11 protein-coding genes are annotated in these 11,223 nt (G+C 59.2%); 4 read left to right on the top strand and 7 right to left on the bottom strand.

Annotated elements, in window-relative coordinates; all coding sequences use genetic code 11:
* Together FRT59_RS26230 and FRT59_RS26225 are read left to right on the top strand one after the other, a co-directional pair.
* Positions 1-2,717, top strand: a 2,717-nt coding sequence (locus FRT59_RS26230) for an RHS repeat-associated core domain-containing protein (protein ID WP_198809878.1), incomplete at its 5' end; no start/stop codon positions are given.
* Positions 2,714-3,100: a hypothetical protein gene (locus FRT59_RS26225; RefSeq protein ID WP_153838468.1), complete on the top strand. Its 387-nt coding sequence runs from the start codon at positions 2,714-2,716 to the stop codon at positions 3,098-3,100. The genes FRT59_RS26230 and FRT59_RS26225, both read left to right, overlap by 4 nt.
* A 53-nt stretch (positions 3,101-3,153) precedes the next feature.
* Here FRT59_RS26225 and hemB read toward each other — a convergent pair whose 3' ends face one another.
* The 3 genes from hemB to FRT59_RS26210 all read right to left on the bottom strand — a co-directional run bounded on the left by hemB (position 3,154) and on the right by FRT59_RS26210 (position 5,790).
* Positions 3,154-4,128, bottom strand: coding sequence for a porphobilinogen synthase (gene hemB, locus FRT59_RS26220; RefSeq protein WP_034119035.1), 975 nt, complete (start codon positions 4,126-4,128; stop codon positions 3,154-3,156).
* A 117-nt stretch (positions 4,129-4,245) separates the two neighbouring features.
* Positions 4,246-5,088 (bottom strand): PhzF family phenazine biosynthesis protein, encoded by an 843-nt coding sequence (locus tag FRT59_RS26215; protein WP_153838469.1) that lies wholly within the window; start codon positions 5,086-5,088, stop codon positions 4,246-4,248.
* Between the two features lie 3 nt (positions 5,089-5,091).
* The gene (locus tag FRT59_RS26210) at positions 5,092-5,790 is read right to left on the bottom strand and encodes a glutathione S-transferase N-terminal domain-containing protein (RefSeq protein WP_034119033.1); all 699 of its coding nucleotides are present in this window, start codon (positions 5,788-5,790) and stop codon (positions 5,092-5,094) included.
* Between the two features lie 251 nt (positions 5,791-6,041).
* On the opposite strand from FRT59_RS26210, the gene FRT59_RS26205 reads away from it, so the two are divergent.
* Complete coding sequence (locus FRT59_RS26205; protein ID WP_034119032.1) at positions 6,042-6,743, top strand: hypothetical protein; 702 nt, start codon at positions 6,042-6,044, stop codon at positions 6,741-6,743.
* Between the two features lie 58 nt (positions 6,744-6,801).
* Complete coding sequence (locus FRT59_RS26200) at positions 6,802-7,857, top strand: permease (RefSeq protein ID WP_153872773.1); 1,056 nt, start codon at positions 6,802-6,804, stop codon at positions 7,855-7,857.
* Between the two features lie 57 nt (positions 7,858-7,914).
* On the opposite strand, the gene mnmH is transcribed toward FRT59_RS26200, so the two are convergent.
* The 4 genes from mnmH to FRT59_RS26180 form a co-directional block, all read right to left on the bottom strand.
* Positions 7,915-9,015: a tRNA 2-selenouridine(34) synthase MnmH gene (mnmH, locus tag FRT59_RS26195; protein WP_153872772.1), complete on the bottom strand. Its 1,101-nt coding sequence runs from the start codon at positions 9,013-9,015 to the stop codon at positions 7,915-7,917.
* On the bottom strand, positions 9,015-10,049 hold the full coding sequence (gene selD / locus FRT59_RS26190) for a selenide, water dikinase SelD (protein WP_153872771.1): 1,035 nt from the start codon (positions 10,047-10,049) through the stop codon (positions 9,015-9,017). Before selD ends, mnmH begins: the two co-directional genes overlap by 1 nt.
* Before the next feature lie 93 nt (positions 10,050-10,142).
* Positions 10,143-10,892, bottom strand: a complete 750-nt coding sequence (locus FRT59_RS26185; RefSeq protein WP_153872770.1) for a TerC family protein — start codon at positions 10,890-10,892, stop codon at positions 10,143-10,145.
* A 30-nt stretch (positions 10,893-10,922) separates the two neighbouring features.
* Positions 10,923-11,174, bottom strand: a complete 252-nt coding sequence (locus FRT59_RS26180; RefSeq protein ID WP_034119027.1) for a hypothetical protein — start codon at positions 11,172-11,174, stop codon at positions 10,923-10,925.
* Positions 11,175-11,223: the final 49 nt, after the last annotated feature.

The following is an 11,223-nucleotide window of genomic DNA, read 5'->3' as shown; positions in this document are numbered from 1 at the left end:
ATAACGCCGATGGTAGCCAGGAAGTGTATGTCCATGACGACCGGGCGCGATTGGTGCAGCGCATCGATCCCGCCGGCGCCCAGCATTTCAAATCCTACGATGACAAAGGCCGGCTGACCGTCGAGCAAGATCCACTGGGGGCGGTGACGGCGTATCAGTACGACGAAGCTGGACGCTTGGTGGCGTTGTTTCCGGGGGATGATGAACCGACGTCCTACGAGCATGACAACGGTTTTGTACGAGTTGTACGGCGTGGCGAGGCGGTCTGGAAATATGAGCGTAATGACCGGGGCGACGTCATCCGCAAGATTGATCCGGATGGCAACGCGACCGACTACAGCTACAACAAACATGGGCAACTGACCGGGGTTTGGTACCCGGATCACAGTTGTCATCGGTTAGTGTGGAATGAGCGTGGACAGCTCGTTGAAGAACAACTGCCCAATGGCGGGGTTAAGCGCTATCGCTATGACGACCTGGGACGGCAAGTTGCCCTTGAGGATGAGCATGGCGCGCTGACTCAGTATCAATGGGACAGCGTCGGTCGATTGATTCGTCTCGTCTTGCCAGGCGGCGCTTTCCGGGAATTCAGCTACAACCCCTACGGCAAAATCATCGCCGAACGCGATGAACTCGGCCACGTCACCCGCTACGAATACGCCGACGGACTGCACCTGATCAGCCGTCGCATCAACGCCGACGGCACCCAGGTCCAGTACCGCTACGATAACGTTCGGTTACTGCTGACCGAAATCGAAAACGAAGTCGGCGAAACCTACCAACTCGACTACCACCCCAACGGCCTGATCCAACAGGAAAACGGCTTTGACGGCCAACGCACCGCCTACGTTTACGACCTCAACGGCAATCTGCAGGAAAAGACCGAATACGGCGACGACGGCAGCCAGCTAATCACCCGCTACGAGCGAGACCACGCCGGGCGTCTTGTACGAAAAACCCTGCCCGATAACAGCGTGGTCGATTACACCTACGACCGCCAAGGCAATCTCCTCAGCGTCGAGGACGGCCACTGGACTCTGGCCTACGAATACGACCGCCAAAACCGTCTCACCGCCGAACACCAAGGCTGGGGCACCTTGCGCTACGGCTACGACGCCTGCGGCCAACTGAAAAACCTGCGCCTGCCGGATAACAACCGCCTCACCTTCAACCATGACAAAGGCGGCCACCTCGCCACCGTCGAGCTCAACGGCGAAGTGCTCACCTCGCATCTATTCAAGAGCGGCCGCGAACACCAGCGCCAGCAAGGCCAACTGCTCAGCCACTACCACTACGACGACCAGCACCGACTGCACGCCCACGCCGTCACACAGCAGGAAAACTACCTTTACCAGCGCCAATACGACTACGACAAAGCCGGCAACCTCACCCGCCTGCTCGACACCCGTAAAGGCCAGCACGACTACCGTTACGACCCGCTCGCCCGCCTGACCCGCGCCGATCACTCGCAGGACGTGCAGGAACGCTTCGGCCATAACCCGGCGGGCAACCTGCTCATGCAAGATCGCCCCGGCCCAGACATCGTCGCCGCTAACCGCCTAGTGATCCAAGGCGACCACCACTATGACTACGACGCCTTCGGCAACCTGATCCGCGAACGGCGCGGCAAGGGCCATCAACTCGTCACTGAATACCGCTACGACTGCCTGCATCGGTTAATCAGCATCACAAAGCCGAACGGCGAAACCGCCAGTTACCGCTATGACCCGTTTGGGCGGCGCATCAGCAAGACCGTAGATGACAAAACCACGGAATTTTTCTGGCAAGGCGACAAACTGATTGCCGAACACCATGCGGACTGTCATCGCAGCTACATCTACGAGCCGAACAGCTTCCGCCCATTGGCACTGCTGGAAGGCTATGGCCCAAAGGACACCAAGCCCTACCACTACCAACTCGACCACCTCGGCACACCGCAAGAACTCACCACTCCCGAAGGCGAAATCGTCTGGTCCGCGCACTACCGCGCCTACGGCCAGATCGCGCGTCTCGACGTAGGCAAAATCGACAATCCGCTGCGTTTCCAAGGGCAGTATTTCGACCAAGAAAGCGGTCTGCACTACAACCGCCATCGCTACTACAATCCGGATATTGGTCGTTACCTGACGCCGGACCCGGTGAAGTTGGCGGGTGGGATCAACGGGTACCAGTACGTGCCCAATCCTACGGGGTGGGTGGATCCGTTAGGCTTAAGTACATGTCCAGGCGCAGATGAATGTAAGCCGTATCAAAATACAGAAACCTCTCACAGACAGGCAAAGGTGGATGAGGGAGCTCCTCCGCTACCTGGCCCAGACAACAAACGAGAATATCTATATCGCGGAGACTTGAGAGAACCAGATGAAATCTTTGAAAATGGATTTGAAAGTAGAGGAACTAGCACAGACCTTTTCCTCCACACGTTGAATAATGCCAGCCCTCCTAGCAATTTCGTCCCCACCTCGACTTCAAGGAAACAAGCATTGGTATTTGCTTCAAATTATGGTTTCGAAGAAGGCTTTCTTTACACGCTGAGAAAAATCCCTGGAAGGGACGTAAACAAAGAGTTGGGCGCACGCTCAAAACATAAAAATGAATTAGAAATTGCAATTCCAGGGCGAATAGATACGAAGGATATTTTAGGAGCATCGCCAGTCAATGAAGACGGCACCTTCAGGGGATACACGATATTGAACCCTAATAGGAAATACCCATGAAATCACGTGAAATCACCACCATCAAAAACGGTATACGTGACAGTGCGGTGGTCGAATACGAAGGGGGCAAACCCACCCTTTATCTATTGCTTAGCAATGGGACACAAAAAACCTACACAGCAATGGACCTGTACGATTGCTTCGGCTTATTGAGAGCTGACTTGAAAGACACAATTTTTCTGTGCAAAGGTGCGAAAATCAACGTCCACACGTCAGGTATGTCTTCACATATGTCCAATGGACTTGTTGCTTACGAGATGACAATGGGGCAGCCAGAGGGAGAACTCGTACATATCTTCGCTCATGAGGAAAACGATCTCACCAACGACATACAAGAGCAGCATGACTTCTGCCAACGTTGGGCTGAGTCGGTAGAGATTTAGCCGAATACCCCCGTGACAAGCAAGCTCGCTCGCCACAGGGTTAACCGATGCCCTTAAATTCCTGCCAACGCCAAATCCATCGCAAAATACGTAAAAATCAAATCCGCCCCCGCCCGCTTGATCGACCCCAACGTCTCACGCACCACCCGGTCCTCATCAATCGCCCCGGCCTGTGCGCCGAACTTGATCATCGCGTACTCACCACTCACCTGATACGCCGCCACTGGCAGGCGTGAAGCCTCGCGGATGTCGCGGATGATGTCGAGGTAGGCGCCGGCTGGCTTGACCATCAGCGCGTCGGCGCCTTCCTGTTCGTCGAGCAGTGATTCGCGCACGGCTTCGCGGCGGTTCATCGGGTTCATCTGGTAGCTTTTGCGGTCGCCCTTGAGCGCGCTGCCGCCGGCTTCGCGGAATGGGCCGTAGAGAGCCGAGGCGAATTTGGTGGAGTAGGCCATGATCGGGATATGGGTGAAACCAGCGTCATCCAGGGCGCGGCGGATAGCCTGGACCTGGCCGTCCATGGCGGCCGACGGTGCAATCACGTCGGCCCCGGCGCGGGCGGCGGCTACGGCTTGTTTGCCGAGGTTGACCAGGGTCGCGTCGTTGTCGACATGGGCACCGTGCATCACGCCACAGTGGCCGTGGTCGGTGTATTCGCAAAAGCAGGTGTCGGACATCACGATCATTTCCGGCACCGCGTCCTTGATGATCGAGGACATGCGCGAAACCAGGCCCTGTTCTTTCCAGGTGTCGCTGCCGCTGGCGTCCAGGTGGTGGGACACACCGAAGGTCATCACCGACTTGATACCCGCACGGGCGTAACGCTCGATCTCACCGGCCAGTTTCTTCTCAGGGATGCGCAACACACCCGGCATGCTGGTGATCGGCACGAAGTCGTCGATTTCTTCTTCGACGAAAATCGGCAGCACCAGATCGTTGAGAGTGAATTCGCTTTCCTGGAACAAGCCACGCAGCTCCGGGGAGCGGCGCAGGCGACGGGGGCGGGCTTGGGGGAACTGACTGGTCATGGCTTTCCTGAAAAAATGGCTGAAATCTTTGGGGCCAAAGCTTATGCCCCCAAGTCCTGGCAACACAAACGCCAAGGGGCCAATAGTGTATTGCCAGGCACGTAACAATTCATTGATCTAGAGCTGTAGTCGCCCTTCGATGCACAGCGCTACGGCGCCACCAACCCAGATCTCGTCACCCTGGCGCTCGATGTGAATACGCCCCGCTCGCCCCATCGCCGTGCCTTGGCTGACGACGTAACGGCTGGGTGCCAGGCCCTCGGCGAGCAACCATTGCGCCACGCCAGCATTCAAGCTGCCGGTGGCCGGGTCTTCAGGGGCACCGTCGCCAGCGACAAAGGCGCGCACTTCAAATTGCGCATCTACTGCGTCGCGAGCCGGGTCACAAGGGGCAATCACCCCCACCGCGAGATCCTGTAGCTGCGAATAGTCCGGCCTCAGGCCCAACACCGCATCACGATCAGCCAGCATCACTGCCAGCCAACCTGCACCGTTGTCGACCCACTGACTGCGCACAATGGCCCCGTGCGCCAGGCCCAGTGCCAGGCGCACGCGCTCGAGCAGCGGCGCCTCCAACGGCCCGGTGCGCAACAACGGCGGCGCGATAAACGCCAGTTCATTACCTTGGCGACGGATGCGCACCAAGCCGATTTCGCACTCCTGGATGATCTCCTCCCCGTGCGGCACGCCACCGGCTTGCAGCCAGGCGTGGCAACTGCCCAAAGTCGGATGCCCGGCGAATGGCAGTTCCTTGAGAGTGGTGAAGATTCTTACGCGGTAATCGGCCCGCGGATCGCGGGGCGTCAGCAAGAACGTGGTTTCGCTGAGGTTGGTCCAATTGGCGAAGTCCGCCATCTGCTGGTCCGTGAAACTATCGGCACCCAGTACCACTGCCAGCGGGTTGCCTTTAAGGGGGACTCGGCTAAATACGTCCAATTGCTGGAAATCAAAAGTCGGCATGCTTCAACTCGGAATGTTCAGGCCACGGATCACCGCCGGACGTGCAACAAAGCCGTCCAGCGCGCGCAGTACGTTAGGGAAGTCGGTAATACCCACCACGTCGCCGGATTCGTAGAAGCCAATCAGGTTGCGAATCCAGGGGAACGTGGCGATGTCAGCGATGCTGTACTCGTCGCCCATGATCCAGGTGCGGCCCAGCAGGCGTTTTTCCAGGACTTCCAGCAAGCGCCGGGCTTCGGCGACGTAGCGATCACGCGGGCGCTTGTCTTCATAAGCCTTGCCGGCGAATTTGTTGAAGAACCCTACCTGGCCGAACATCGGGCCGATCCCGGCCATCTGGAACATCAGCCACTGCAGGGTTTCATAACGGGTGGCAGGGTCTTCGGAGAGCAGCTGGCTGGTCTTTTCCGCCAGGTAGATCAGGATCGCGCCGGACTCGAACAACGCCAGCGGCTGACCGCTCGGGCCGTTGGGGTCGATGATCGCGGGGATCTTGTTGTTGGGGTTCAAGGACATGAACTCGGGCGACAACTGGTCCTGGGTGTCGAAACTGACCTTGTGCGCCTCATAGGGCAGGCCCAGTTCCTCGAGCATGATCGACACCTTGACGCCGTTGGGCGTGGGCAACGAGTACAGTTGCAGGCGTTCCGGGTGCTGGGCGGGCCATTTGCTGTTGATCGGGAAAGCGGCGAGTGCGTTCATCGAGAACTCCCTGGGCGGAAAGCCCTCATGATAGTCATCTGCCCGCCTGCGTGCATGGGTCATCGTTGCGCAACATTTCCCGGTTAGTATCCCGCATGGGCGAACCAAAGCGCCCGAAAGCACTCTTAAGAGCGCTCGAAGGGTGAAGGAGGCACCTTGCTATACCGACAGGGAATACCGCAGGACGCTTGACGCGTCACTGGGGCCGGGCTTGTCCGCCCTAACCCGACGCACGAAGACTCGAACCTATAATGAAGATCAAGCCTCTGCGCCTTGTGCAACAATTCAAACGCTATTCATACATGATGTTGCCGCTGCTGCTGGTCAGCGCGGCCATCGTCACCGTTCTCGACGCCCGTGAAAGCCGTGCCCAACCTGTGGACGGCGTGCAAACCCTGGTATTCCTGCGCCATGGCGAAAAACCGGCCGGCGGCCTGGGCCAACTCAATTGCCAGGGCCTGAACCGCGCCATGAACCTGGCGACCGTGTTGCCGGAAAAATTCGGCAAGGCCAACTATGTGTTTGCCGCCAACCCGACACGTAATGTCGAGGAGGGTGAGCTGGACAATTCCTACAGCTACATTCGTCCATTGATAACCATCAGCCCCAGCGCGATAAAGCTTGGCCTGCCGGTGAACATCGAGTTTTCAGCGAATGACACCAGCGCCCTGGCCGAAGAACTGGTCGAGGACAAGTACCGCAACGCGACGATCTACACGGCCTGGTCCCATGGTTACTTGCCGGAACTGATCAACAAAGTCGCCAGCGAAGCGTCCGGCGAAAAGCACACCATCACCGATGACTGGTCCGGCAATGACTATGACTCCCTGTACGTGCTGACACTGACCTGGCACAACGGTAAGGCCTCGCTGCTCAGCCGTAACTATAAGCAGGGGCTCAATAACGGCGAGGAAAGCTGCCCGGATCCAACCCAGGTCAGCGCAGATATCTGAAGCATGAGCCGCAGGGGCGTATGATGCGCGGCTATCGACTCACCTGCGGATCATCTTCATGCCCAACCTCGCTTCCACCCAGCCCCGCCGGGGCTGGTCGTTCTGGTGGAAACCAGCGCTGTTCCTCCTGGTGGCCTGCATCGGCCTCTACTATGTGAAATGGTCGCCCTACTACTTCAAGGCGTTTGTAGCGGCGGACAGCCACAGCATCGGCGCCTCGATTCTCAATGACCAGCAAAGCTCGCCCCTCGCGGCGGCGCTGGCCTATGCCCAGGTGTATTTCCTGGCGATCTGGAAAGCCGCGGTGCTGGCGGTGATCCTGGGTTCATTGCTGCAAGTGCTGATCCCCCGCGACTGGCTGCTGCGCCTGTTTGGCCGCGCCGGGCTGGGCTCGACCCTGCGCGGCGGGTTGTTCGCCTTGCCGGGGATGATGTGCAGTTGCTGTGCAGCCCCTGTGGCGGCAGGCATGCGGCGCCAACAGGTGTCGGTAGGCGCAGCGCTGGCGTTCTGGATTGCCAACCCGGTGTTGAACCCGGCCACCCTGGTGTTCATGGGCTTTGTATTGGGCTGGGACTTCACTGCGCTACGGCTGGTGGCGGGGATTGTGCTGGTGGTGGGGGTGTCTCTGGTGGCGCAGCGGATTGCGCGCCCGGACCAAGTGCCGGAAGCGGCGCTGGAGGCCGTCGCCAACGTCAGCACCGTGGAGTCGCAACCGTTCCTGGGGCGCTGGCTGCGCACCCTGTGGCAGCTGTTCTGGAGCACCATCCCGGTGTATATCCTGGCGGTGCTGATCCTCGGCGCGGCGCGGGTGTGGCTGTTCCCCCATGTGGACGGAGCGATGACCAACAGCCTGGTCTGGCTGGTGCCGCTGGCGATTGTCGGCACGCTGTTCGTGATTCCTACGGCGGCAGAGATTCCCATCGTACAAACCATGATGACCCTGGGCATGGGCACCGGCCCGGCCGTGGCCTTGCTGATGACCCTGCCGAGCGTGAGCCTGCCGTCGTTGTTGATGCTGCGCAAGGATTTCGATGCGCGGGTGCTGGTGACGGCGGCCGGGCTGACCATGCTGGTGGGGGTGGTGTGTGGGTTGATCGGGGCAGTGATTCTTTAGTGGTAGCGTGAGGCTGAGGCCCTCATCGCTGGCTTGCCTGCGATGAGGCCCGATAGGTCACCCCACCCGCGCTGCCCGCTCGCGCAAATACTCCACTACCGCCGCCTGCTCGCCGGCAAACTCGATACGCGCGCCTTTCTTTTCACGCTGGAACGCGTACATCGGGTCGTAGTATTCGCGCAGCCCGACAATCCAACCCCGATGCAAATCCACGCTTCCACTGCGGGCCTGCTCAGCCAAGGCCTCTTGCATCAGCGCGTGCAAGCGCTGAAAGCGCTCCCCACCCAAACGTTTGTGGATGTTGGCCAGACTCTGGGTCAGACGCTCTGCAAACAGCTCAAAGCCCGACTCGCCAAATGCTGCATTGAACTCTGCGCACAGCTCAATTACATATTCGCGCAACACCCGCTCCACGCGGTGTTCCAGGCTTTCTTCCAGCCACACCATCGGATACGTCTGCATGCCCCGGTGTAAATTCAGTGGCAAGGCGCAACTACCGATCATGCGGCTTTCATCTTCGAGCAAAAACTGCTCGATGCCTTGTGCACGCTTTTTTAGAACGTCCACCGCCAGGCGGTTCTCAAAGTCGATAGTGGACGGCTGGCCTGTAGCGCGTTTGCCAAAACTGGAGCCCCGGTGATTGGCGTAGCCTTCCAGGTCCAGGCCATTGTTCAACTGGTTGATGACTTCCGTTTTGCCGCTGCCGGTCAGCCCCCCCAACAAGACGAAGTCGCACTGCTCAACAGCCTGATCCACCGTCTCCAGCAGAAACGTGCGCATGGCCTTATAACCCCCACTCACCCGGGGGTAATCGATACCCGCCTCATCCTTCAGCACCTGCTGCACCAGCTGCGAGCGCAAGCCGCCCCGGAAGCAATACAGGTAACCGTGAGGGTTGGCCTTAGCAAATGCGGTCCAGCGCGCCAGCCGCTCCTCAAGTATCGCGCCACTGACCAACTGATGCCCAAGGATAATCGCCGCTTGCTGGCCCTGCTGCTTGTAACAAGTGCCAACCCGCTGGCGTTCATCGTCGGTCATCAACGGCAGGTTGAGCACCCCAGGGAACGCGCCCTTGTTGAACTCGACCGGCGCGCGGGTATCCATCATCGGCCGGTCGTTGAGGAAGATGTCGCGGTAATCGGTGATGTCAGTCGCCATCAAACCACCTCTACCGCGTTGGTCTGTCGCTCGAGCAGTTCACCGATAGGCTCAAGGGCCAGGCCCAGTTCAGCGGCCACCGCGTGGAACTCGGCGTCGCCTTCCGGGGTGACAGCGATCAGCAGGCCACCGCTGGTCTGTGGGTCGCACAGCACACGTTTGTGCAACTCCTGCACGCGCCCGAGCTTACTGGCGTAGCTGTCGAAGTTACGCAAAGTGCCACCGGGCACGCAGCCTTGGTCCAGGTAGTACTCGACCCCCGGCAGGCGTGGGACTTTGGCGTATTCGATGCGAGCCGTCAGGCCACTGCCGTCGGCCATTTCCACCAAGTGGCCAAGTAGGCCGAAACCGGTGACGTCGGTCATGGCCGTCACCCCGGCCAACTTACCGAAACGGCTTCCGGGCTTGTTGAGGGTACACATCCAGTCACGGGCCAGGCCGATATCGGCCTCGCGCAGTTTGCCCTTCTTTTCAGCAGTGGTGAGGATGCCGATGCCCAGGGGCTTGGTCAGGTACAGGCGGCAGCCGACGGTAGCCGTGTCGTTACGTTTCATATGGCGCTTTTGCACGATACCGGTCACGGCCAAGCCGAATATCGGCTCCGGTGCGTCGATGGAATGCCCGCCCGCCAACGGAATGCCGGCAGCGTCGCACACTGCACGACCACCGCGGATAACTTCGCGGGCAATCTCCGGCGCCAGCACATTGACCGGCCAGCCGAGAATGGCGATGGCCATCAATGGGTCGCCGCCCATGGCATAGATGTCGCTGATGGCATTGGTGGCGGCGATGCGGCCGAAGTCGAAGGGATCGTCGACAATCGGCATGAAAAAGTCGGTGGTGGACACCACGCCGCGCTCGTCGTCGATGGCGTATACCGCCGCATCATCGCGCGAGGCGTTGCCCACCCACAGGTTGGGGTCGAGGTTCTGTGCGCCGCTGCCAGCAAGAATCACTTCCAGTACCTGGGGCGAAATCTTGCAGCCGCAACCCGCACCATGGCTGTACTGGGTAAGGCGAATCGGCTCGTTCATGGGGGACCTCAAGCTATCAAGTGGGCCGATTCTAGCAGACAGCAAAAGGCCGGCTGGGCTCTTATGAGCACAGCCGGCCTGTTTGTTCAGCGGTTACTGGCGAGCCGCGAGCAAACGCGCATGCCGGTTACGCCGGGCAATGTTCAAGCACTCGATCGCTGCCGAGAACGCCATGGCCGCATACACATAGCCTTTAGGCACGTGGGCACCGAAGCCTTCGGCGATCAGCGTCATGCCGATCATGATCAGGAAGCCCAGGGCCAGCATCACCACGGTCGGGTTGTTGTTGATGAACTTGGCCAACGGTTCGGCCGCCACCAGCATCACGATTACCGAGACCACCACGGCGATGATCATGATCGGCAAATGCTCGGTCATGCCCACGGCGGTGATGATGCTGTCGATGGAGAACACCAGGTCGAGCATCAGGATCTGGCCGATCGCCGCGGCAAAGCCGATGGTCACGCCGTTGCTGACGGTTGTCTTCTCTTCGGGTTCCGGGTCCATGCTGTGATGGATCTCGGTGGTTGCCTTCCATACCAGGAACAGGCCACCGGCGATCAGGATCATGTCTTTCCACGAAAACGCCTGGCCGAACACTTCAAACACTGGCGCCGTCAGTTGCACGATGAACGCGATGGTGCTCAACAGGCCCAGGCGCAGGATCAACGCCATGCTGATGCCGATGCGCCGCGCCTTGGCCCGGTGCTTCTCGGGCAATTTGTTGGTGAGGATCGAGATAAAGATCAGGTTATCGATGCCCAGCACGATTTCCATGACGATCAAGGTAGCCAGGGCAACCCAGGCTGTGGGGCTGGCGGCCAGTTGTAAAAGGTAATCCATAGGTCAGTCCTGACGTGGTAGTGCTGGGAATTAGGTTTCTTTAGTGTCGGATTCAGCGCCGTTTTCGGCGTCTTTTTCCTGCTTCTCAGGGCTGATCAAGCCCTGCGTTGCTTCGCTCAATGCCTGCTCAGCGGCCTTGTGAGTGTCATCGATGGCCTGCTTGGCCGATTCGGTGGCCTTGCCCAACACCTGTTGCGCGCTTTTCTCGACCTGATCACAGCCACTGATCATTACCAATGAAAGCGCAAGCAACGACGCCGCGCCCAGGGAATTGAGTTTCATGCTGTATTCCTCGTTAGAACCATTGGGTCCAAGTAGTGGCCCCTCGATA

It is taken from the genome of Pseudomonas haemolytica, assembly GCF_009659625.1.
GTDB classification, from domain to species: Bacteria; Pseudomonadota; Gammaproteobacteria; order Pseudomonadales; family Pseudomonadaceae; genus Aquipseudomonas; species Aquipseudomonas haemolytica.
Note: the sequence above shows the minus strand (reverse complement) of the source record. Positions and strands in the feature narration are given on the sequence as shown.

Bases quoted from the DNA above. Each gene is read 5' to 3' on its own strand.
- FRT59_RS26225 (WP_153838468.1), top strand. From the start codon at position 2,714: ATGAAATCACGTGAAATCACCACCATCAAAAACGGTATACGTGACAGT.
- hemB (WP_034119035.1), bottom strand. From the start codon at position 4,128: ATGACCAGTCAGTTCCCCCAAGCCCGCCCCCGTCGCCTGCGCCGCTCC.
- FRT59_RS26215 (WP_153838469.1), bottom strand. From the start codon at position 5,088: ATGCCGACTTTTGATTTCCAGCAATTGGACGTATTTAGCCGAGTCCCC.
- FRT59_RS26210 (WP_034119033.1), bottom strand. From the start codon at position 5,790: ATGAACGCACTCGCCGCTTTCCCGATCAACAGCAAATGGCCCGCCCAG.
- FRT59_RS26205 (WP_034119032.1), top strand. From the start codon at position 6,042: ATGAAGATCAAGCCTCTGCGCCTTGTGCAACAATTCAAACGCTATTCA.
- FRT59_RS26200 (WP_153872773.1), top strand. From the start codon at position 6,802: ATGCCCAACCTCGCTTCCACCCAGCCCCGCCGGGGCTGGTCGTTCTGG.
- mnmH (WP_153872772.1), bottom strand. From the start codon at position 9,015: ATGGCGACTGACATCACCGATTACCGCGACATCTTCCTCAACGACCGG.
- selD (WP_153872771.1), bottom strand. From the start codon at position 10,049: ATGAACGAGCCGATTCGCCTTACCCAGTACAGCCATGGTGCGGGTTGC.
- FRT59_RS26185 (WP_153872770.1), bottom strand. From the start codon at position 10,892: ATGGATTACCTTTTACAACTGGCCGCCAGCCCCACAGCCTGGGTTGCC.
- FRT59_RS26180 (WP_034119027.1), bottom strand. From the start codon at position 11,174: ATGAAACTCAATTCCCTGGGCGCGGCGTCGTTGCTTGCGCTTTCATTG.